This is a genomic window from Chryseolinea sp. T2, from assembly GCF_037203685.1.
Lineage (GTDB): Bacteria > Bacteroidota > Bacteroidia > Cytophagales > Cyclobacteriaceae > Chryseolinea.
Genome location: NZ_JBBCAU010000002.1, coordinates 156,392 through 179,437 on the forward strand (window position 1 = coordinate 156,392; position 23,046 = coordinate 179,437).

General features: G+C 47.3%; 15 protein-coding genes. 11 read left to right on the plus strand and 4 right to left on the minus strand.

All coding sequences use genetic code 11. The features are described 5' to 3' along the window. The first annotated feature begins 175 nt into the window (after positions 1–175). The 4 genes from WBG78_RS05575 to WBG78_RS05590 all read left to right on the plus strand — a co-directional run bounded on the left by WBG78_RS05575 (position 176) and on the right by WBG78_RS05590 (position 6,688). A complete protein-coding gene (locus WBG78_RS05575) occupies positions 176–3,397 on the plus strand; it encodes a SusC/RagA family TonB-linked outer membrane protein (protein WP_337325400.1) in 3,222 nt (1,073 codons plus the stop codon). 9 nt (positions 3,398–3,406) lie between these two features. Continuing rightward, entirely contained in the window at positions 3,407–5,080 is a 1,674-nt protein-coding gene (locus WBG78_RS05580; RefSeq protein WP_337325401.1) for a RagB/SusD family nutrient uptake outer membrane protein, read from the plus strand. 157 nt (positions 5,081–5,237) lie between these two features. Next, positions 5,238–6,200 carry a helix-turn-helix transcriptional regulator gene (locus WBG78_RS05585; RefSeq protein WP_337325402.1) on the plus strand — a complete coding sequence of 321 codons (963 nt, stop codon included), beginning with the start codon at positions 5,238–5,240 and terminating at the stop codon, positions 6,198–6,200. Positions 6,201–6,202: 2 nt separating this feature from the next. Next, positions 6,203–6,688, plus strand: a complete 486-nt coding sequence (locus WBG78_RS05590; RefSeq protein WP_337325403.1) for a YkgJ family cysteine cluster protein — start codon at positions 6,203–6,205, stop codon at positions 6,686–6,688. Positions 6,689–6,747: 59 nt separating this feature from the next. On the opposite strand, the gene WBG78_RS05595 is transcribed toward WBG78_RS05590, so the two are convergent. The 3 genes from WBG78_RS05595 to dnaE form a co-directional block, all read right to left on the minus strand. After that, positions 6,748–7,140 carry a DUF2750 domain-containing protein gene (locus WBG78_RS05595; RefSeq protein WP_337325404.1) on the minus strand — a complete coding sequence of 131 codons (393 nt, stop codon included), beginning with the start codon at positions 7,138–7,140 and terminating at the stop codon, positions 6,748–6,750. 221 nt (positions 7,141–7,361) lie between these two features. Continuing rightward, entirely contained in the window at positions 7,362–7,685 is a 324-nt protein-coding gene (gene trxA, locus WBG78_RS05600; protein ID WP_025539074.1) for a thioredoxin, read from the minus strand. A 187-nt stretch (positions 7,686–7,872) separates the two neighbouring features. Further along, complete coding sequence (gene dnaE / locus WBG78_RS05605; protein WP_337325405.1) at positions 7,873–12,063, minus strand: DNA polymerase III subunit alpha; 4,191 nt, start codon at positions 12,061–12,063, stop codon at positions 7,873–7,875. An 827-nt stretch (positions 12,064–12,890) separates the two neighbouring features. Between dnaE and WBG78_RS05610 the strand changes: the two genes are divergently transcribed. From WBG78_RS05610 to WBG78_RS05625, 4 genes are all read left to right on the plus strand, one after another. After that, complete coding sequence (locus WBG78_RS05610) at positions 12,891–13,565, plus strand: succinate dehydrogenase cytochrome b subunit (protein WP_337325406.1); 675 nt, start codon at positions 12,891–12,893, stop codon at positions 13,563–13,565. A 24-nt stretch (positions 13,566–13,589) separates the two neighbouring features. Next, positions 13,590–15,509, plus strand: coding sequence for a fumarate reductase/succinate dehydrogenase flavoprotein subunit (locus WBG78_RS05615; protein WP_337325407.1), 1,920 nt, complete (start codon positions 13,590–13,592; stop codon positions 15,507–15,509). 20 nt (positions 15,510–15,529) lie between these two features. Further along, positions 15,530–16,297 carry a succinate dehydrogenase/fumarate reductase iron-sulfur subunit gene (locus WBG78_RS05620; protein ID WP_337325408.1) on the plus strand — a complete coding sequence of 256 codons (768 nt, stop codon included), beginning with the start codon at positions 15,530–15,532 and terminating at the stop codon, positions 16,295–16,297. Between the two features lie 290 nt (positions 16,298–16,587). Beyond that, entirely contained in the window at positions 16,588–18,978 is a 2,391-nt protein-coding gene (locus WBG78_RS05625; RefSeq protein WP_337325409.1) for an ABC transporter permease, read from the plus strand. Between the two features lie 56 nt (positions 18,979–19,034). On the opposite strand, the gene WBG78_RS05630 is transcribed toward WBG78_RS05625, so the two are convergent. After that, positions 19,035–19,547 (minus strand): hypothetical protein, encoded by a 513-nt coding sequence (locus WBG78_RS05630; RefSeq protein WP_337325410.1) that lies wholly within the window; start codon positions 19,545–19,547, stop codon positions 19,035–19,037. A 150-nt stretch (positions 19,548–19,697) separates the two neighbouring features. Here WBG78_RS05630 and WBG78_RS05635 point away from each other — a divergent pair, with 150 nt between their 5' ends. The 3 genes from WBG78_RS05635 to WBG78_RS05645 all read left to right on the plus strand — a co-directional run bounded on the left by WBG78_RS05635 (position 19,698) and on the right by WBG78_RS05645 (position 22,286). Further along, complete coding sequence (locus tag WBG78_RS05635; RefSeq protein WP_337325411.1) at positions 19,698–21,065, plus strand: LPP20 family lipoprotein; 1,368 nt, start codon at positions 19,698–19,700, stop codon at positions 21,063–21,065. Positions 21,066–21,144: 79 nt separating this feature from the next. Beyond that, on the plus strand, positions 21,145–21,711 hold the full coding sequence (locus tag WBG78_RS05640; RefSeq protein WP_337325412.1) for a hypothetical protein: 567 nt from the start codon (positions 21,145–21,147) through the stop codon (positions 21,709–21,711). Positions 21,712–21,884: 173 nt separating this feature from the next. Then, entirely contained in the window at positions 21,885–22,286 is a 402-nt protein-coding gene (locus WBG78_RS05645) for a DUF3052 domain-containing protein (protein ID WP_337325413.1), read from the plus strand. Positions 22,287–23,046 lie beyond the last annotated feature (760 nt).

A 23,046-nucleotide genomic window follows, 5' to 3' on the forward strand; every position in this document is an offset into this window, starting at 1 on the left:
GTCGGGCCAACGGAGTTCTCCGTTAGTTGATAGTTGCCATTCATCTCCATCATTTTCATAGTACACCACTTTACGTGATACGCCTTTGAAATAACTCACGACTAACCCGTGATTCATTTTGTTGCGGTTTTCTCAAGATTTGAATGAAGCAATTCATTAACTAAACCTTAACACTATGAGAAAACTTCTACTGCTTGCAGGCATGCTTGGCATTGCATGCCTGGCAGTCGCTCAGCAGGGCAACCTTACTGGAAAGGTCACTGCTGCCGATGATGGCACACCACTCCCCGGCGTAAATGTCGTACTGCGCGGAACAACCACCGGAACTGTAACAGGTTCGGACGGCACCTACTCACTGGCAATAGCAGAAACAGCCGGAACGATTGTCTTTTCATTTATCGGTCTCGAAACTCAGGAGATCGCTTACAACGGACAGACTACACTAAACATCGCTCTGAAGTCGGATGTCACGCAACTATCTGAAGTTGTGGTTACCGGCGTGGGCATGGCAACCGACAAACGCAAGCTCGCAATATCGGTGGAGTCTGTATCCGGTGACAAACTTCCGCCGATACCGGCAGCATCCATCGATCAGGCGCTTGTAGGCAAGATCGCGGGTGCCCAGATCATGTCGGCTTCGGGTAACCCGGGAGCACCTGTGAGTATCCAGCTTCGTGGAATCAATACACTTTCCGGTGGTACTCAACCGCTGATTATGGTTGATGGCGTGGAGATGCGGGCAACCTCACTCAATACCCTCGATTTGAACAACGTTGAACGCGTTGAAGTCGTGCAGGGAGCATCTGCGGCAACGATCTACGGAGCTCAGGGCGCCAACGGCGTAATTCAGATCTTCACAAAGAAGGGCAAGCAGGGCCCACTACGAATCGATGCGTCGGCACGTATAAGTGTTGATGATGTCATCAATGTCGGAGATCTGCATCAGCCATTAAACCATTCATTTACTACCGATGCAAATGGAAACGTTCTGGACAATAACGGAGGGCTGTTGCAACAGGATGAACTTGGATTATGGGGCGAGATCAATTGGGAGAACACAGGGAGCGCGCAAAATAATAAGCCCTATGTAGGCAACGTAAAATACCACGACCACATCGCTCAGACATTCCGTTCGGTGCAAACGTCGAACTACAGCCTCTCACTATCCGGTGGAAAGGAAAATTCAGACTACGCATTCACTTATTCGAAGCTGATGCAGGAGTCGATTGTGCAGGGTACTCTTGATCGCAATAACTTTACAACCAATATCGGCGTCGATCTGTTGAAGAATCTGAAGTTCAGATCGATCACGCAGTTGGTATATACCGACAATTCGGTAAATCCATACTATGTAAACAGCGCACCAATATCGTCGGCGATGTATACATACCCATTTGCTGATCTCGAGTACAGAGATGCTGATGGAAATTACCTATATCAGTTTGGCGGAGCGGGGGCGAACAATAACAATCCATTGTATTTCTTCCAGTACCAGAACTTCGACAACAAGGTTGTAGATATCATACCTACAATTAATCTGCACTACAATGCGCCAAAATACTTTGATCTTGACTATAAGGTCGGGGTCAATTACTCGGTGAACAATTTCTCCCGTAACACGCTTAACCAGGAGGGCAATGCGGCCTCCGCTGCCAACAACAATTTTATTGGAGAGAGCCTTGCCGGCGGCTTCTCTAAATCGGTGACGAATCTGTTCAATATCAACTCGCTGGTTACTGGTACTGCGAAGTTTGATTTCAACAAGGACTTTGGCTGGAACCTTCCCATAACGTCTACAACACAGGTGGCGTTCGACTGGAGAAAGAGCAGCTTCAAGCGATCTTATCAGACATTCACGGGACTTCCATCATATGTCGACATAGACGACATTACTGGCGCACAGGCCTCGTCTAACAGTACAAGTGAATACGAGGATCTGTTTATCACGTTTGGTTATCTTGTCAATCAACGTTTTGAATACAAGGACATGGCCGGTATCTCCGGCGGTTTCCGCTCAGACTATAGTTCTACTTTTGGTGATGCCAGGTCGCCGTTCACGTTTCCAAGAGGCGACGCCTTTGTACGACTCTCACAGATGAACTTCTGGAGCCCGTTGCAATCAGCTCTTCCTGAGTTCAAAATTCGGGCTGCATACGGTGAGGCAGGTATCCAACCCGTTGCCTACACGCTGGATGGATCCCGCGACCTCTCAGGTCCTGTACCAAACCATTATCTGCGTAGTACGACTCTCAAAACAGGTGCCGTTGATAATGGCGCTATAATCTATACCAATCCAACCATTGCCAATTCTGCTTTGAACGTGGAGCGTACAAGCGAATTTGAATATGGCGCAGACATTGGAATTGTGCCAATCAAGAACGGCTCCTGGTTGAACTATCTGACGGGAAGCATTTCTGTGTGGAAACGCAATAGCGAGGGCGTTGTGTGGCAGCGCACGCAGCCTGTATCCAACGGTTCTGAAACTATCTGGGACAATTATATTGACCTTGAGTCGAAAGGTGTACAGTTTAGCATCGATGCCGATATCTACAATGGCAACGACCTGAAGTGGGACTTCACTACCAACTTCGGCACACAGAAGTCGTGGCTGGTGAGCACTACCGATGGCCGCGATATTCCGTTGGTGTGGGCCAACGCGGCAACCTACACGCTTCGTCCAGGTGAACAGATCGGAACCATCTACGGCTATAAAGCTCTCACCAGCATCAGCCAAAAGAATCCCCAGGGCGACTTCTACCTCGATCAGGCCAATGCAGCTGACTATGAACTCGTCGATGGAAGGGTTGTTAACAAGGAAAGCAAGCAGGTTCAGTTCACACCAGATAAATATTATCTGGGCAATACTACGCCGAAGTTTAATATGGCGTTCATCAACAACTTTACTTTTAAGAGTTATCTCAACTTCTCATTTCAAATCGACTGGGTAAGCGGTGCAAAGATGTACAACCAGACAAAAGAATGGATGTACTCTGAAGGCCTGCACGGTGACTATGACAAGCCTGTCACGATCAACGGTGAGACGGGAGCATGGACCGCCTACTATAAAAGTTTCTACGATGCATCTGAAGCCAACGGTACAAAAGACTACTTCCTCGAAAATGCTTCATTTGCCCGGTTGAGAAACGTGTCAATTGCCTTTGACTTTGCGCAATTCTTTTCGCTCAAGGGATTCAGCAGGCTTCAGCTCGTTGTGACCGGTCGAAACCTGTACACCATCAGCGACTATACAGGAATGGATCCGGAGTCTAGCCAGAATACGTCAGGCGGTGCTACTACGTCCGCGGCACCACAGGTGGCTACGCAGCGCGGACTTGACTATTGGTCATATCCGAACTTCAAGTCGTTCCAGGTTGGCCTCAATGTTTCATTCAATTAATTCTGCGTCATGAAAAGAAAACTATTTATACTGATCACATCCATCGCCTTGTTCACAACAGGATGTAAAGATGAATTGGCGGAAGTCGTTAATAAGAACGAGCCAAATGAAGCGGCACTTAATTCAGAAGCCGGTCTTGCGGCTTTTGCCAAAGGCGGGGTCTATATGAGTTCATTCGGAGTTTACTATGCTTCCATCGACGACCAATTGGGTTCGCGGTCCGGGAAGAATCTTGGATATTTCACAACAATGGTTTACGGACTGCATGAATCAATGGGCGATGTAATCTATGTGCCCTGGGGAAATCAAAGCTTCCGTTATGCCAACAATCCGACGGACTTCACACTGGATGACGGAAGTTTACATTTGAATCCTATCGGTATATCACAACCGTACGAATTACGTCTTCGAAACGATCGCGCCTACGGTGCGGCGAATACACTGTTGATGGAATGGACGCCGATGTACTTCCTTAACAACGCAATGAATATACTACTCGGACACGTAGATGAGGCTACATTTACCGGCGATGCTGCTACGAAACAGGCAACACTCCGTGCATGGGCTTACTGGTGGAAAGGTTATGCATACTCGAGAATAGGGTCGATGTATATTGCGGGCGTTATTACCGATGAGCCCAATCAAACGAACGGCGATTTCGTTACGCATGAAGAGATCATCGATGAAGCACTGAAGAATTTTGATAAAGCAATCGCGGAACTGAACAACATCAGTGATACAGGTCCTTATGGTGATCTGCTGGCAACAGTGATTCCCGGATATTGCCAGCAGGGAAAAGGAGGTATTCCAATGCCTGACGAATGGATACGCAACATCAACACAATGAAGGCCCGTTCACTGCTCGTAAATAAGCGCGTTAGTGAAATGACATCATCAGACTGGTCAACGATCGCTGCCCTTACTGATGAAGGGATCCAGGAGAGCGATCCTGTGTTTGTTGTCAAGACGACCGAAGACTTTAATCGTTCGGTGATTGATCCAAACTTTGGGAGCGCTGCGGCGTACACGGCAACTGAAAGCGGCCAGACGTTTTTTGTCAGCGAACGACTCATTCAGGACTTCAGGGCTGGAGATCAGAGGATGGAGAACAATTTTGAGTTGCTGACGTCACCACGTGTAAACATGCGCGGCCGTGGTCTTGGGTTTGGAACGCGTTATTACCTCGTTGACGGTGGCAACAATCTGCCAGGAGTTGTTACGTACACGCACACAGATCAATATGGAGTTGATGATACTTACCTGGGTGGATCCTTTGAAGAGAATGAACTGATGAAGGCTGAAGTGCTCATTCAGGGAGGAAATATTTCCGGTGGTACGGCAGTCATCGACAACGTGCGCGCTATGCAGGGTGCCGGACTTACCGCTATTGGAAGCGTGAATAAATTGGAAGCACTGGAAGAGTTGCGCAGGGAACGAAGAATTGCTTTACTCTTCCGCGGACTCGCATTTTACGACCTGCGTCGTCTTGGAGTCGTTGATGACAAGAGTGAAGGAGGTGGAAGGGCCAACGCAGTGGTGCTTTCCAATTTCACAGGCTCAACAGTTGTCAATACAAAGGCTTTTATCAATTACAACTACATGAGCTACTTTGATGTTCCAAAGAACGAACTCGAATTTAACGAGCCGAAGGAGGGAAGCGCGCCGGTGGTCGGACCGCAGTAGAATTAAGAATTAAGAATTAAGAGTTAAGAATTAGCCACCGCCCTTGCGGGCAGACGTAACCACGACCTTTGGTCGTGAACCCGGCGGCGTTCAGCCGGTGGCTAATTCTTAACTCTTAATTCTTAATTCTTAATTCCCCTATTTCGTACCTTCGGGCATGAATAGAATCGACCGCCTGACCGCCATCCTCATCCATCTTCAGACGAAGAAGGTCGTGAGGGCCGAGGAGATTGCCGAACGGTTTGAGATGAGTCTTCGCACTGTTTATCGCGATGTGAAGGCGCTGATGGAGGCTGGAGTACCGATTGGATCAGAGGCAGGTAAGGGATATTTTATCGTCGATGGCTATCATCTGCCGCCGGTAATGTTCACGCAGGACGAAGCTAACTCTATGCTGCTCGCGGCCAAAGTTGTCGAAAAGGTCGCCGATAAATCGGTGAGTGAGGCCTTCTCTTCTGCCCTGCATAAAATCAAATCAGTATTGCCCGATGCTGGCAAAGATCACCTGGAAAATCTGGATGCACATATTGAGTTTGGCCGTACGTCGCAGGGAGAACCACTGGTAGCCAGCAAGTACCTCGCCGACATTCAGCGTGCCATTGCAGGAAGGGATTCACTTCGTATCGATTACCAGAATAGCAATGAACAGGCATCCAGCCGTATCGTTGAACCGATCGGTCTTTTCTATTATGGAATGGCGTGGCACCTGATCGCCTGGTGCAGGATGCGAAACAGCTATCGCGACTTTCGAACGGATCGCATACAGGCGCTTCACAATGAGGGAGATAAATTTGATCCCCGAAATCTGTTAAGCCTGCAGGAATATCTCACGACAATAGTTCAGGCAAATCGCGAGGTGCATCGCGTCGTGGTTTCATTCGATGAATCAATTGCCAAGTTTGCCCGGCAATCGCGCTACTATCATGGCTTTGCATCTGAAGAAGTGGCAGACGGACGTGTGCGCATGAATTTCCTTTCCTCCTGCCTTCATTCACTTTGCCGATGGTTGCTTACTTATGGCAATATGGTTGAGGTAGAATCACCTGACGAGGCAAAGGACCTTATCGTCGATCTGATAGAAGAGCTAAGTGCTCATTACACACAGCCTGTTGCCCGCTGATCATGCTGGACCAGGAAAAATTCAACCAGACTGCAAAGCGTCGCAGCGCTGAAAATAAAAAGTATTTACAAAAACTTAAGCAGCGCGAGCCACGCAAAGTAGATGAGGCTTTTCATCAGCTACATGAAGAAGTCTTCGAAGAGATCAATTGCCTTACGTGCGCGAATTGCTGCAAGACAACAAGTCCTATTTTTTACCCTACCGATATAGAACGCATTGCAAAAGCGATGCGCGTAAAGCCCGGAGCGTTTGTTGAAAAATACCTGCGTATTGATGAAGACAATGACTTCGTCTTGAAGAGTTCACCCTGTCCGTTTCTCGATGGTGAAAACTATTGTTCTATTTATGAGGACCGGCCAAAGGCTTGCCGGGAGTATCCTCATACCGACCGTAAGAAGATGGTTCAAATCACCGAACTAACTTACAAGAATACTCTGGTGTGTCCGGCCGTACTGGAAATTGTAGAACGCCTCAAAAAAACAGTGTGAGGAACAGTGCGAGAGTGGAGAATAAATCCACTCTCACACTGTTCCTCACTCTGTATTTCTCACTCTGTATTCTTACTCAGTTCATCGCTGAGATCTCGTGCAAACTCATTGTAGTCAACGATGAATCCCGACCTTCCCTTAACCGAGAATACATTGATCAAATGATCGTGTGTGTCGATCTCATTGAAAATGTCACTCTCGAAAACGTCTATGTTGAATTCTCTTACCGAGAATCCCTTCCACTCGCTGACAGCGCATGCTTCAGCAAATTCTGGTGCCGACCATACTGAAAAAAGTGTCTTCTCTCCAAAGCACGCAATTGCCCAGTCCCCACCTTCATCAACCAGTGAGTACATCTTTTCGGTGTCAGCGACTTTTTTTATAAAGTATTGATACCGGGCTGCCGCCTCAAGCTTTGATGTTGCTTCAATCTCCTTCTTCGTAATCTTCACGGCCTCTGATTGAATTTCCTTTGTTTGCTCACCGTGGTTTGCGTGATACGTGTTTCAACGTCACCAGAACCCGGATCAAACTTGTTGCAAGTTAACTCCGACATTAGAAACTAACCTGCAATTATCTGTAAACGGCAATTGATAAAAATTGCCATAAGCGAGAAGCAAAAAAGGGGTGCCGCAAATGGGCAACCCCTTCAAATGTCAAATCCAAAATATTCTTAAGCTACCTGAGCCTGCAATTTTTGGTTCAATACAGACTTGGGAACTGCCCCAACCTGTTTGTCAACGATCTGACCGCCTTTGAATACCAGCAATGTTGGGATGCTGCGCACACCAAAACGTGCCGTTACAGAGGGATTCTCATCAACGTTGAGCTTTCCGATCACAGCCTTACCTTCATAGTCACCGGCAAGTTCTTCTACTACGGGGCCTATCATCTTGCAGGGACCGCACCATTCGGCCCAAAAGTCTACCAGTACAGGCTTATCAGAATTGATGATCTGATCAAAGTTAGCATCGTTGAGTTCTATTGCTTTTCCCATTCGAGTATATAATTAAAATGTTGTTTTTGCCTTTCACTAACAGCAACGCAAAGGTAATTTATTTAGTTCAAACCCCGCAAAACATCGCAAACCTATGGCATCACGCGTTCCGGATGGTATCCATTTGTTTCGGTGCACCGGCTACGTTTGTCATGTTCATTTCCCGTCCAGACCCCCAAAACAGGTCCTAAATAACCACCGAAACGTCCACTTCCCCGGCCTTTTTCATCTGTTTCACCATATCGTTCACCGGGTTAACCCTGAACTTCCGGGACAGCAATTCGAGCTGAATATTCTCTCCTGCGTCCTGGATTTTGAAATATAGAGGCGTACTTCCCGCGTGAATAGTGCAGGCATCCTCAATGGCACCCAGCATTTCAGCGGTAAGATCCGCCGCATTAACTTTTACCTGTACGCCTTTGCTACGCTTGAGCCCAAGTTCATTCAACAGGTCAACGTTCCTCACTTTGAATTCGAGGTTCTGCTGGCCCCAGGTGTTGCGAACAACCATGCCCTCAACGAACAGGAACCATCCGATATTCATGAAGTTTCTGAACTTCAGATAGTCTTCGCCGAACAATGTGAAGGTGTAGTTGCCGGTATAATCTTCAAGCGTAAACTTCCCAAATGGTTTGCCGGTTTTGGTTGTACGATGCTCGACGCCTGAAACGATGCCGCCCATTTTAATGTCGCGTCCAACTATGGCCTCCAGTTCAGCAAGCTCGCCGCACGACGTCTTGCAGAACGCATCCATCTCGAATCTGAAGTTGTCGAGCGGGTGTCCTGAAATGTAGATACCCACCACTTCTTTTTCCAGATTCAGCTTTTCAATCTCACTGAATGGTTCTACGTGTTCAATGCGTGGCTTTGGCATCGCCGTACCTGAGGGTCCTCCAAACAAACTGGCCTGTGCACTTTGCTCTTCCTGCTGTGTTCTGGCGGCAAAGCGTATTGCCTTTTCAATAAGACTTACATCGTTATCTTTCGCGAATACGTACTGACGACGATGGATTCCATTGAAGCAATCGAAAGCACCGGACAATGCGAGACATTCATATGTCTTCTTGTTCGCGGCTTTACTGGTAAGACGCTTTGCGAAATCAAAGATGTCTACGAACGGACCTGTGGCTTCCCGCTCCTGAATGATTGCTTCGACTGCGGCATCTCCGGCTCCTTTGATGGCACCTAACCCGAATCGGATTTCTCCTTCCTGATTTACTGCAAAGTATACGCCCGACTCATTCACGTGAGGTCCGAGTACCTTGATGCCTAAGCTTCTGCACTCTTCTATAAAGAACGTAACATTGTCAAGGTTGCTCTGCGAGTGCGTGAGAACCGCGGCCATATATTCAGCCGGATAGTTCGCCTTAAGATAGGCGGTATGATAAGCAATGAGCGAATAGCAGGTTGAGTGGGATTTGTTAAACGCGTATTGAGCAAACGCTTCCCAGTCGGTCCAGACTTTTTCGCATACCTCGATAGGGTGATCGTTCTTCTTACAGCCGGCAATGAACTTGTCCTTCATCTTGTCAAGCACAGCCTTTTGTTTCTTACCCATCGCCTTACGAAGTACGTCGGCGTCGCCCTTGCTAAAGCCAGCCAGCTTCTGCGACAACAACATTACCTGCTCCTGGTATACTGTGATTCCGTATGTCTCGGAGAGAAATTCTTCCATTGCAGGCAGATCGTACTTGATAGGTTCGCGACCATGCTTACGGTTAATGAACGTTGGAATGTATTCCATCGGGCCCGGACGATACAGGGCGTTCATAGCGATAAGATCTTCGAACTTATCAGGCTTCAGCTGGCGCAGATATTTTTGCATGCCCACACTTTCAAACTGAAACGTGCCTGTTGTTTCACCGCGTTGAAAGAGCTGATACGTTTTAACATCGTCGAGGGGAATCAGATCGACATCAATCTTGACACCTTTTCCTTTTTCAATATTTCGGAGCGCAGTATTGATGATCGACAGTGTCGTTAGCCCAAGGAAGTCCATCTTTAGCATGCCGGCGCTCTCAACAACGCTGTTGTCGAATTGCGTCACCAGCATTTCGCTGTCGCGGGCCGTTGCTACCGGAACAAACTTTCTCAGGTCATCAGGCGTGATGATAACCCCGCAGGCGTGCGTACCAGTATTGCGTACGGAGCCTTCGAGAATGACTGCCTGCTGTAATACCTGTGCCTTTAAGTCAGTGCCACTCTTGATAGTGGCCAGTTCTTTGACTTCATCGAATGCAGTCTCCAATGATGTACCAGGCTTCTCAGGAATCATCTTCGCGAGCATGTTTGCATCGCTCAGCGGAAGTTCCATCACACGGGCGCAGTCGCGAATGGATGATTTAGCCGCCATCGTACCATAGGTAATGATTTGAGCGACCTGGTTCTTTCCGTACTTATCGATCACATAACGCAGTACGCGATCGCGACCTTCATCATCGAAGTCAATATCAATATCGGGGAGTGATACACGGTCAGGATTAAGAAAACGCTCGAACAGCAGATCGTATTTGATAGGATCCACGTTAGTGATTCCAATGCAATAAGCTACCGCCGAGCCCGCAGCAGAACCACGACCCGGGCCAACTGATACTCCTATTTCACGGGCTTTGCGGGTAAAGTCCTGAACGATCAGAAAGTATCCGGGGTAACCTGTCTTGCGAATGGTTTCCAACTCGAAGTCCAGCCGCTCCGTTATCTCGGGAGTAAGTGTTTCGTAACGTTCCCTGGCTCCCTCATAAGTGAGATGCCTGAGGTACTCGTCTTCAGTATTAAACTCTTTGGGAATGTCGAACTTTGGAAGCAATACACTTCTCTCCAGCGTATACGCCTCAATCTTTTCGAGCACTTCACTGATGTTGTCGATTGCTTCAGGTATGTCGCTGAAGATCGATTTTACTTCATTCTGAGATTTGAAATAGTATTCCTGGTTAGCGAGTCCAAGCCGTGTGCCTCGTCCATGTCCAATAGGAGTGGATTGAAACTCGCCTTCTTTGATACAGAGTAATACGTCGTGCGCATTGGCTTCATCTTTGTCCAGGTAAAACGCCTGGTTAGCTGCGATGCATTTCACGCCGTATTTTTCTCCGAACCGGAGCAACGTCTCATTAACACGATCTTCTTCCGGCAAGCCGTGCCGGTTCAGCTCTATATAATAGTCATCACCGAAAACACCGTGCCACCACTTGAAGGCATCTTCTGCCTGCTTTTCACCAACGTTGAGGATAAGATAGGGGACTTCACTCGACAGTGATCCTGTGAGTGCAATAAGGTCCTGACGATATTCCTGAATCAGTGCTTTATCGACACGGGGATGAATTCCGTATAGCCCTTCCGTAAAACCAAAAGAACTGAGTTTGGCAAGATTGTGATAGCCATTCTTGTTTTTAGCAAGGAGGACCTGGTTGAAACGTTTGTCAGGATTGTCTTTCGTAAACTTGAGCTTCAACCGTTCCTCAGCCACAAATAATTCACAGCCAACGATCGCTTTGATTTCGTGATTAAAGGCCTCACGAACAAATTTGAATGCGCCGTACATGTTGCCGATATCGGTTATCGCAAGTGCGGGCATGCTCAGTGCCTTTGCCTTTGCAACGATCGACTTGATATCCGATGTCGCCTGAAGCACTGAAAACTGTGAATGAGTATGAAGGTTAACGAAGGGCTTATCTGTCAGAACAGCGGCTGTTCCGGTCAATGAATAAGAGGTCGCCTTTTTCTTTTCGCGCTTTGCAAAGTTTGCTGCGTCGAGGTTCGGCTCCTCGTAGATGACTTCTGCTACAGGGACTCCAGCCAACGGTTTTACGATCTGCTTACTGATCAAACCGAAGAAGCTTCGTGCAGTAGCGGCTACGTCGTAGGCTGCATCGTGAGCATCGCCAAAATCCCGATTGAATAGTTTCTTGTGCAGTTCGAGCAGGGTAGGCATCTTCAATCGTCCACCAATCCCCCCGGTGAGCTGGCAAAATTCTGTTGAGGCCACTCCCGTATCAAGCTTATTCAAGGCAAGCAGTGCCTCGGTCGCGAGCTGTCGGCGTATGAATTCAGCACCGATAATATTGATATCGAACTCGATATTGTGTCCTACGAGAAGCTCAGTCCGCGACAGGTCCTCGGCAAACAGGCCGAGCACTTCGGTCAGATCGCGTCCCTCTTCGGTTGCTCGCTTGGTGGATATTCCGTGAACCTGCTCAGCCTTATAAGGAATATCAAATCCGTCGGGCTTGATAAGGTAGTTATGCCGGGCAAGCAGTGCACCCCGACCGTCGTGTAGCTGCCAGGCCAGTTGAACAAGGCGTGGCCAGTTATCCACGTCAGTTATGGGTGCAGTCTTATTATGCGGAAGACCCGTCGTCTCCGTGTCAAAAATCAAATACATTAATCAAGCAGTGGTTGTGGGGTAAAGTTAATCTCGTTATTGAAAAATGAGAGTTGAAAAAGAGAATTGTTATTCAGTTTGATCATGTGCTCTCACAGGTGAACAGTGGGTCATTGTTTGGAGTTCACCATTTCAATCATAAACAGGTTCCTTAATCCCTCGGGTCCAGTCACTATCGACTTCCGGAACAGTGTGATATCTGAACATAATACATGGAGCAGCGACCATGTGCGCTTTGTGTGATTTCTTACCTGACGCAGCGTGCACCCACAAAAGAGGTTTTCGGTAGTTTCCAGACTCGGGACTCGAGTTTCGTACTGGCACTTGGTGAAAACGTTTGTTTTCGCTGTCTTTTTCCTAATTCATTGTAGATCAGACCCGTTTACATTGGGCCCGATTATTGGATTTATGCTTATCAAACACCCTGATTCAGCAATGAAACGCTTGTTCGATGCAGTAGTAAATTTCTTCAAGAGAGAATGGTTTCTTCTGGTTGCCGTTATGGCGATCGCCATTATTATAACTGTATTCGAGCTGCTCTAAAGAGCCGAAGGCTCTTAGTCCCGAGTCCTTAGTCCTGAGTATTTAGTATTGGTTAATAGTACTTGGAGTACATAAGGGCTAATGGTAGGAAGGTCGAAGAGCGCAAAAACGCTCTTTCAAACGGTTACTGGATACTAAAAATACTAGAAACCAATACTAAAGACTCAGGACTAACTACTCATGACTATTTATTTAGAATTCGTATAAATGGCACCACCCTTTGGTGTTAACCGCTTTGGGGAGTAATTTTGGCCGCAGTCAAAAAACGGCACTAACTTCTTCATATGAATTGGTTCACGAGACTTCTGACGAGCACCCTCGGCAGAAAAGTGATGATGGCAATAACCGGCCTATTTCTCATCCTCTTTTTAATTGTTCACCTTATTGGAAACCTGCAGCTCCTGAAATCAGATCAGGGCCAGGCATTTAACATTTACGCGGCGTTTATGACGAGTAACCCGCTGATCAAAGTGATCAGCTACGTCAACTACGCTGCTATCCTTGTTCACGTGGCCTGGGCATTTATGCTCACAAAACTGAATCGTGATGCGCGCGGCCCTGTGGGCTACGCCGTGTCAAAGAACTCTTCGGCCTGGACGTCCCGGAACATGGGCATCCTCGGCTCTCTTATTTTCATCTTCCTGGTTATCCACCTTCGCGGTTTCTGGGCGCAGATGCATTGGGGCGACATTGGAATGGCAACCTACGAAGGCAAGCCATACAAAGACCTGTTCACAGTCGTTGATGTGGCTTATTCAAGCCCTGCCTACGTGCTGCTTTATGTGATCAGCATGTGCGTGCTCGCATTTCACCTGTGGCATGGCTTTGCCAGCGCTTTTCAGACGCTGGGTCTTAATCATTTGAAATACAATCCTGTCATCAGATTTGTGGGCCGTGCGTTTGCAATTGTAGTGCCTGCACTGTTTGCTCTGATCCCTATTTGGATGTACCTCTCTTAACGATCTTTTCTGTACAGAAGCGATATGAAGCTAGATTCAAAAATCCCGGAAGGTCCACTCGCTGAGAAATGGACAAAGCACAAGTTCAATCTGAAGCTTGTCAATCCGGCGAACAAAAGAAAATATGATGTCATCGTAGTAGGAACCGGTCTGGCCGGAGCCTCAGCAGCTGCCTCTTTAGGCGAGCTTGGCTACAATGTGAAGGCATTCTGCTTTCAGGACAGCCCCCGGCGTGCACACAGTATTGCCGCACAGGGTGGTATCAATGCAGCCAAGAACTATCAGAACGACGGCGACAGCATTCATCGCCTCTTCTATGATACTATTAAAGGTGGTGACTATCGCGCGCGCGAGGGTAACGTATATCGTCTCGCTCAATGCAGTGTGAGCATCATTGACCAGTGCGTGGCTCAGGGTGTTCCATTTGCCCGTGAGTATGGCGGACTTCTCGCTAACCGTTCATTCGGTGGTGCGCAGGTATCGCGGACGTTTTACGCTCGCGGACAAACCGGGCAGCAGCTTCTATTGGGTGCGTACTCTGCTTTGAACCGCCAGATTGCCAATGGAAAAGTGAAGATGTATAACCGCACCGAAATGCTCGATGTGGTTCTTGTTGATGGCAAAGCACGCGGGATCGTAACACGCGACCTGGTTACTGGTAAGATAGAGTCACACAGCGCGCACGCAGTATTGCTCTGCACCGGTGGATACGGAAACGTGTTTTACCTTTCTACGAACGCAAAAGGTTCTAACGTGACGGCTGCATGGCGTGCCCACAAGAAGGGTGCGTTGTTTGGCAACCCTTGCTATACACAGATACACCCGACATGTATCCCGGTTTCGGGAGATCATCAGTCAAAGCTGACACTTATGTCTGAGTCGCTTCGGAACGACGGTCGTGTATGGGTGCCGAAGACTGCTAAGCCCGGACTCAAAGCGAAAGACGCTGCCTCAATTCCTGAATCAGAACGCGATTACTTCCTCGAACGCAAATATCCTTCATTCGGTAACCTCGTACCGCGCGACGTGGCTTCACGCAACGCGAAGAATATGTGCGATGAAGGCAGGGGAGTTGGCTCAGGTCTCGCTGTATTCCTTGATTTTGCTGACGCCATCAAACGCGATGGACGCAAGACGATCGAAGCTAAATACGGTAACCTCTTCGATATGTACGCACAGATTACGGGCGACAATCCGTATGAAATGCCAATGATGATTTATCCTGCCGTGCACTACACTATGGGTGGACTTTGGGTTGATTATAACCTGATGACTAGTGTGCCTGGACTGTATGCACTGGGCGAAGCTAATTTCTCTGACCACGGAGCAAACCGTCTTGGAGCCAGCGCTCTCATGCAGGGTCTTGCTGATGGATACTTTGTTATTCCTTACACGATTGGAGATTATCTCGCCGGACTTCCCTATGAGAAGATCAGCACTGACCGTCCTGAATTTAAGGAAGCAGAACAGAAGGCTTCCGGAATGGTAAATCAGCTTCTCTCAATTAAGGGTAAGAAAACAGTAGATGAGTTCCACCGCGAACTTGGTTTGATCATGTGGAACTACTGTGGCATGTCGCGTACAGCCGAAGGGTTGAAGACTGCGAAGACAAAAATTCAGGCAGTTAAAGCCGAGTTCTGGAAGAATGTAAATGTGCTGGGTTCTGGTAATGAATTGAATCAGGAACTCGAAAAAGCCTGGCGCGTGGCCGACTTCATTGAATTGGGTGAACTCATGGTTGACGACGCTCTTAACCGGAGTGAATCATGCGGAGGTCACTTCCGTGAAGAATCACAAACACCCGATGGAGAAGCTCTCCGTAAGGACGATGAATTTGCCTACGTAGCTGCATGGCAATACATGGGTGATAATCAGGCCGAGGTGCTTCACAAGGAGCCACTCGTGTTCGAGAATGTTAAGTTGACACAACGCAGCTACAAGTAATCACGCAGCCTTTATTAATTATGAAGATAACGCTCAAGATCTGGCGCCAGAAGAACAAGGACACAAAGGGTGAGTTCAAGACTTATCAGCTTAACAATGTGTCTACAGACATGTCGTTCCTCGAAATGCTCGACGTATTGAACCACGATCTCATCCATAAGGGTGAGGAGTCGGTCGCTTTCGATCACGACTGTCGCGAAGGTATTTGTGGAATGTGCAGCCTTTATATCAACGGGCGTCCACACGGACCGTTGCAGACAACAACATGTCAGCTGCATATGCGCACTTTCAAAGATGGCGAGACGATCACCATCGAACCCTGGAGAGCCAAGGCTTTCCCGGTTATTAAGGACCTAGTGGTTGATCGCACAGCTTTCGATCGTATTCAGCAGGCCGGTGGTTACGTTTCAGTAAATACTGGCGGTGTACCTGACGCAAACGAAATTCCAATTCCTAAAAAGATAGCAGACGAAGCATTTGATGCAGCGGCCTGCATTGGTTGTGGTGCCTGCGTAGCAGCTTGTAAGAATGCTTCGGCAATGTTGTTCGTAAGTGCTAAAGTGTCTCAGCTTGCATTGCTTCCTCAGGGCAAACCTGAACGCAAAGAGCGCGCTGAGAAGATGGTATCACAGATGGATGCAGAAGGCTTTGGCGCCTGCACAGTAACGGGTGCCTGCGAAGCTGAATGCCCTAAGGGAATAAGCATCACCAACATCGCTCGCATGAACCGCGAGTACCTGTCGGCCTCATTTACTTCTTACGAAGTCGAGTCAAAAGGAGGAGACTAAATCCATTTGGTGATCCCGCCTATAGCTGGACAGGTTTGTTGATTTATTGATTTGATGATTTTGTTTCAGGGCACCGGAGGTGCCCTGATTTTTTTGTCCCGTTCTGATTTCTGGTTGTGATTCCTCTTGACCCGGCAACGAACGGCTTTGACCGGTTCCGTACAGTGCAGAATATCAATACTTCGTTTGACGTATTGATTCGCACATTTTATCTGGCATCATTTATTCTTTAGGCTTTGGTATTCAGCGGCCTTTCGATTTCATTAACACCGGGTCCCGAACCAATTGCCATGATCAAAACCTACCTTCGCTACGGTTTCAGGTATCTTCTCAAGAGCAAAGGATACACACTCATCAACGTCGCGGGCCTTTCGATCGGACTGGCCTGCTGCCTGGGCATTGGCCTGTTTATTTATGACGAATTAAACTTCGATCATTTCCACAGGAACCTTTCTCACATTTATCGCGTGGTCGAGAAGCAAAAGCAGGCAGGCGTTGTCTACGATGTTGCCTCAACACCAGGTCCCCTTGCGCCAGCAATGGAGAAGGATCTTCCTGAAGTTGTCGAGACCTGCAGGCTGGGGACAGGTTCCGGATTTATAGAACTGGGTGATAAAGTTATTCAGCCACCCTCAATGCGTTATGCAGACAATAGTTTCTTCTCCATGTTTGACTTCAAACTGATCGTTGGCAATCCGGCAACCGTGTTGAATCGTCCTGATGAAATCATACTGAATGAGACAACAGCCATTCAATTGTTTGGCAGTGGCTGGAGATCGAAGCCAGGACTTCTTGGTACACTCGTGAAACTAACATCCTGGGGAAAAGAATACTTGCTCAGCATTGCCGGAGTAGCAGAAGACGCTCCCCGTAATTCACATATCCAGTACAGTGTACTGATGTCGATGGCAGCACTTGAAAAGGATACTGATTTTCAATGGGGCAACAATTCCTATCAAACCTACATTCAACTCGAGCCATTGACAGACGTTGCTTCTCTTAATGCAAGACTGCGTACTTACATTGATCGGTATTCAGACTATAACTCGAAGGATGATGCCCGTACACTCTTGCTTCAACCAATGAAGGACATTTACCTTCGTTCCAATTTTGCTTTCGAAACCAACAATGCTGTACAAAGCAGTCTGATTTATACACGGATATTTCTTGCCGTTGGGATGATGGTGTTGTTGATCGCGGTATTCAACTTCGTTAATCTGACCACTGCACGCGCCACGCATCGGGCAAAGGATGTTGGCATTCGTAAAGTGATTGGCGCGCTTTACAGACAGCTGGTGGTACAGTTTCTGATTGAGTCATTTATGCTTACAGCGATCGCAGTGATCTTCGCCCTGGCATTTCTGCAGCTTTCAATGCCACTGCTGAACGACATCTCTGGTAAGTCACTGGTGATCCCCTTCGCATCACCCATATTCTGGCTGACCGTGATTTCATCAACATTAGTGATTAGCCTTTTGGCCGGGCTGTATCCAGCATTCTATCTCTCGAATTTCTCTCCGGCAAAAGTTTTGAAAGGTTTCAGCAAGAATGGTTCAGGATTAACTTTTCGTCAGGTATTGGTCGTAGGACAATTTTCCTTTTCAGTCATTCTGGTGATAGGATCCATTGTCATCTATCAGCAATTACAATACGTGCAGGACAAAGATCTCGGCTTCGACCGTTCACAACTCATTCATGTTTTCCTGCGAAATAAAATGCACCATCAAAGTCTGACATTCAAGGAAGAGCTGAAAGATCAGCCGGGCATTGCGGCGGTTGCTCCATTGTCGGGGATGCTGGTCGATTTTAACAATTCCACATTTAATTTTAAATGGGAAGGACAGAATGCGAACGACGAGTTACTCATGACCCAGGCAAATACAGATAGCGAACTGATGACAACTCTGGGCATGGAACTCCTTGCCGGGAGAAATTTTTACCCTGATGAAAATGACTCATCGTCTTATCTCGTTAACGAAACAGCTGTTAAACGCATGGGATGGACCAACGATCAGGCTATTGGTAAAAGTATTACACTGTGGGGTAAGGAAGGGCAGGTGATAGGCGTTGTGAAAGATTTTCATTTTCGTCCAATGACTGTGATGATCGAGCCTTTTGTATTCCGGTGCTGGAAAAAGGCTGACTACAATGGCGTATTGGTTAAGGCGCAACCCGGACGCGTACGCGAAGCAATCGCTGTAATCGAACAGCATTATAAAAAACATGATGCGAAAGGAACCCTTGACTTTGTTTTCATGGACGACGCTATCGATGCTCAGTACCGTACTCAGCAAAATACGGGCAACATAATTCTCGTATTTGCAGTGCTGGCTATCCTGGTCTCGTGCCTCGGACTATTTGGGCTGGCTACTTATGCGGCAGAACAACGCACCAGGGAGATTGGTATCAGAAAGGTGTTGGGTGCAAGTATGGCAAGCATCATCCGGTTGCTGTCCGTTGATTTTGTGAAACTGGTGTTGATTTCCATTGTGCTGGCTACGCCTGTTGCCTGGTACAGTCTGGATCGATGGCTGGAGGATTTCGCTTACAGGATAGATATTCAGTGGTGGATGCTCGCTGCGGCTGGCTTTATTCTGGTGGCAATAGCGTTGCTCACCGTTTCTTATCATTCCATCAGGACAGCCGTAACCAGTCCCGTGAAGAGCTTAAGGACTGATTAAGGCCCTTCGCATTTTTGTCAGTTTCGGACTCTCCGGGGTTTAAATAGCACTACCGGCTATTCGCTCTTGCATGTAGCAAAGGCAGCAGACCTTCCGGTCGACACATCTTTAGCAGCATTGGCACCAATGTTCCCGCCGGCCAGAATTATATCCCTGCTTTCACCGGTTGCTGAAAGGTGAATCTTTATGCAGGCATTAAGTGCAACAAGGTCCTTGTAACTTATTGACTGTTCATCCGCGAGGCGAGTCAGTATTGTTTCGCTTTTACCGGTTGAGCCAAGAACCGGCGTAAGGAGTGCTGCAACGTCAGCGCTAGGTGTCGAAATATCGCCCATATGCAGGTGAACCGGATGTTCAACGTTTCCCTCCGTTCCCGATAACGCTACATCGATGCTGGTGCTGCCATCCAGACGCTCCCGGAATGTTATCGTACCGTTAATTGGATAGTCCGACGCCTGAAGCAACGCATAAACCGTTTCGTTGCCCGTAAATTCAGTTTTTACTTCTTCTTTGTCCTGGCAGGCGATCAAGCCCGCGATCATGGTAAGCCCTAAAAATGCACGCCTCATACTTTCAATCAGTTGCGATTCTAAATTTAAAAAAAATGGGCTAACTTCTACAACATTGCAGGGCGTCGGCCCGTAGATTTGCGATAGTCGGTCAATTTTTTTTTGGCACGGATGTAGTTTAATAAACGTAAACCGGAAACCGGTTATTTTGTGAGAGTACCCCTTCTTTTAGCGCTTGTGCTTGTTGCGGCGTGTAGCCCCAAAGTACAGCCCCCCGACCCAGAATCTCTTAAGCCCACCTGGCTTAAGACGACACCCTACCAGGATGGGTACTACACTGGAATTGGTCACAGTGTAAAAACGGGAAACAATAATTACATCCAGAGCGCGAAAAAGAGCGCCCTCGACGACCTTGTTCAGGAAATTAGGGTGAACATTTCCAGTACGTCGATTCTAAGTCAGCTCGAGACCAATCAAAAACTATCGGAACAATATCAGCAGACCATCCAAACTACAGCGGCAGATGAGATTGAAGAATTCGAGCTGGTTGATGCATGGGAGGACAACGCGAATTATTGGGTTTATTATCGCCTTTCCATTGCCCGTTACAGGCAGATCAAGGAAGAACAGCGTCGTACAGCCACTACGTTAGCGGTTGATTTCTTTTTGAAAGCGCGTGCTGCCCAGAAGGCGGGGGAGAACATGATGGCCGTAACCTATTATTTTCAAAGCCTGCGATCAGTTGAGAAATACTTGGGAGAAGCAATTACTGTAAACGTCGAAAATAAAGATATGCTTCTTGTGAATGAAGCCTATACTTCGATTCAGGGTATCCTCGACAAGATCGCATTGAAAACGGACCCTTCTCACATCGCGTTAAACAGACGCATCAGCCAGGATTCGCCAACGTCGACAGCATTTGTTACCTACAAGGAAAAGAACAAGCCAGTTGCCAACGTACCGCTACACGCTTCTTTCGAAAAAGGCTCCGGCGACGTGTTTCCTACCTATAAATCTGATGACGCCGGGAAAGCAAAGATATTGATGAATAAAATAGGCTCGCGCGAACTTGAACAAACGGTTGCCGTAAAAGTAGATATCAATTCCCTGGCGGGCTCCGGGCTTTCTCCCCTGTATTCACTGCTGATTTCAACTTTTAATGTGCCAACAGCTCAGATAGCATTACAGGTACACCGGCCACTGGTGTTCATTACATCCACCGAAAAAAGCTTCGGCTTCGATAAGACCAACGCGCAGATTACGAATAAGCTTAAGAACCTTCTCGCGAATAACGGCTTCGAATTCACAGACGAAAAGAACAGGGCTGAGCTTTGGTTCGACGTGAAGGCCGATTCGGAGAAAGGCTCCATTACTGGAAGTATTTACGTAACTTATCTTACCGGTGTGATTCGCGTTGCAACGATGAAAGACGGCAAGGAGATCTATGCCACCACACTCGATCGGGTCAAAGGATATGGATTGGATTACGACAAGTCAAGTGTAGATGCCTATAATAAGGCTATGGAGACACTTGAAAAGGAACGGATGACAGAAATGCTTGAAACAGTGCTTCAATAGCGACTTTTGCGGCAGTCTGTCGACGCTAAATTTGGTATCTAAATTGTAACGTATAGCTTACCCAAATTTCAAATTCAATATGAAACGAATTACGAATTCTACGCTGGTAGTTTTGCTTGCATCCGCCGTTTTTATGGTCAATTGCAAGAGCAAAGAAAAGGCTCCTAAAGGGGAAACTGAAGTATCGGTACCGTGCTCCGGTTCAGAATTTTTTACCACCAACAAGTTCTTCCGCGCAAACTCAATCGGTGAAAGCCAGGATCAGGTGACATCGAAGAAAAAGGGTCTCGCGAACGCACGCGCAGAACTGGCAGCAAGTATTCAAACTACTGTGAAGGCAGTAACAGATAACTACACGAACTCTCGCGAGATGAATAACAAAGAACAGGTTGAAGAGCGCTTCGAGCAACTTAACCGTGAGATCGTTGATCAGAAACTCACCGGAGTGAAGACCATTTGCGAAAAACTGATGAAGACAAGCAATGGTACTTATAAAACCTACGTGGCCATCGAATTATCTGCCGAAGATCTCGTTGCATCTTACAATGAGAGATTATCAAAAGACGATCGCTTGAAGATCGATTATGACTACGAGAAGTTCAAAGAGACTTTCGAAAAGGAAATGGACAAGTTGGGTAACAACTAATTCATACGGGAAAGTATTCTTTACTGATAATACTGGAGCGGGCCGAAAGGCCCGTTCTTTTTTTGGTTATTGAATTGTTTTAAACCATCGAAGTTTTTTACAATCTGGTGTGAAGGACTAACTTCCCTAAAAACAATAGCCCATCAATGGCAGGATACTCACAAACCCCTCTTGTGAAAAAACTTGGATTGAAGGCAGGTGCAAATGCCTGCATTATCAATCCACCGGAAAAATACTTTGACGCAATTGCACCGCTGCCGGAAGGCGTTATCATTAAGAACTCATTTCGTTCTAACCTCGACTTTGTCCACTTCTTCGTCACGAAGCAATCAGAATTTAAGGCCAGCCTTACATCGGCTCACAAACACTTGCAGCCGGACGGTATGATCTGGGTATCATGGCCCAAAAAATCGTCGAAGGTGCCGTCAGATCTGGACGAAATTATCATTCGCGATTTCGGTTTGAAGTCCGGTCTGGTGGATGTAAAGGTATGCGCGGTCGATGATGTCTGGTCTGGCTTAAAATTCGTCGTCCCGGTAAAAAATCGACCGCCTTCCCGACAAGGCAAAAAATAGCAAGCTGCCACGGACAGACTGTGGTTCTATAAATCGTTCAATAGACCTGGATATAAGCCGCATTGGTTTTCTGGCCGTCCTCTGGCCGTCCTCTGGCCATTCTCTAGCGCCAGGGGTCAAAATATGCGAAGCTGAATTGGAAAACGGGTTGGTCGGTGAAAATAAGAGCAAATTCGCCCGGAAAACGTGTTTTGTCTAAGCTATAAACACTCAAAAAGGATTGGCATTTCCACACAGTTGCTCCGCTAAGACGTGATTGTAGTCCAACCCTTGACAATCTGCATTATAATAAAATTTTAAGTAAAAAGCAAATGATTGTTAATAAAAAGTTTTGAGTGATTTTCCATTAGAAACTTTCCGGATGCTCGGTTACCAGAATTAAGCCCACTCGATTAACAACGGTTTGCGCGAATGTCCAGTCATCCAATAGACATTTTTTGTCCCGGATGATTTGATATTTGCTTCTTAACGTCTACCTTTAATGCCTATTCATCAAGTAGACAATTGAGCGCCAGGCAACCTAAACTACTGAATTGGTATTTCGGCTGCTGTCATAAGGCAGGGGCGAAGGGCACGTGAGAGATTGTAAACACAGAGAAACAATTATCATACGGAGCCTTTTCTGAGAAGCAGGAAAGGCTTTTTAGCGTAGGCTGGATCGGGGGAATGTGTTGAACGATTGGAAGGCTGAATGTTGAAAGATGAATCACCCGGCGACAACCAGCGCCGCACAATATTAGAACCACCAAAAAAGTCCAAA

What these genes read in the sequence shown, in the direction of transcription:
- WBG78_RS05575 (WP_337325400.1), top strand. Translation starts at nt 176, where the DNA reads ATGAGAAAACTTCTACTGCTTGCAGGCATGCTTGGCATTGCATGCCTG.
- WBG78_RS05590 (WP_337325403.1), top strand. Translation starts at nt 6,203, where the DNA reads ATGCTGGACCAGGAAAAATTCAACCAGACTGCAAAGCGTCGCAGCGCT.
- WBG78_RS05625 (WP_337325409.1), top strand. Translation starts at nt 16,588, where the DNA reads ATGATCAAAACCTACCTTCGCTACGGTTTCAGGTATCTTCTCAAGAGC.
- WBG78_RS05610 (WP_337325406.1), top strand. Translation starts at nt 12,891, where the DNA reads ATGAATTGGTTCACGAGACTTCTGACGAGCACCCTCGGCAGAAAAGTG.
- WBG78_RS05580 (WP_337325401.1), top strand. Translation starts at nt 3,407, where the DNA reads ATGAAAAGAAAACTATTTATACTGATCACATCCATCGCCTTGTTCACA.
- dnaE (WP_337325405.1), bottom strand. Translation starts at nt 12,063, where the DNA reads ATGTATTTGATTTTTGACACGGAGACGACGGGTCTTCCGCATAATAAG.
- WBG78_RS05640 (WP_337325412.1), top strand. Translation starts at nt 21,145, where the DNA reads ATGAAACGAATTACGAATTCTACGCTGGTAGTTTTGCTTGCATCCGCC.
- WBG78_RS05620 (WP_337325408.1), top strand. Translation starts at nt 15,530, where the DNA reads ATGAAGATAACGCTCAAGATCTGGCGCCAGAAGAACAAGGACACAAAG.
- WBG78_RS05585 (WP_337325402.1), top strand. Translation starts at nt 5,238, where the DNA reads ATGAATAGAATCGACCGCCTGACCGCCATCCTCATCCATCTTCAGACG.
- WBG78_RS05630 (WP_337325410.1), bottom strand. Translation starts at nt 19,547, where the DNA reads ATGAGGCGTGCATTTTTAGGGCTTACCATGATCGCGGGCTTGATCGCC.
- WBG78_RS05615 (WP_337325407.1), top strand. Translation starts at nt 13,590, where the DNA reads ATGAAGCTAGATTCAAAAATCCCGGAAGGTCCACTCGCTGAGAAATGG.
- trxA (WP_025539074.1), bottom strand. Translation starts at nt 7,685, where the DNA reads ATGGGAAAAGCAATAGAACTCAACGATGCTAACTTTGATCAGATCATC.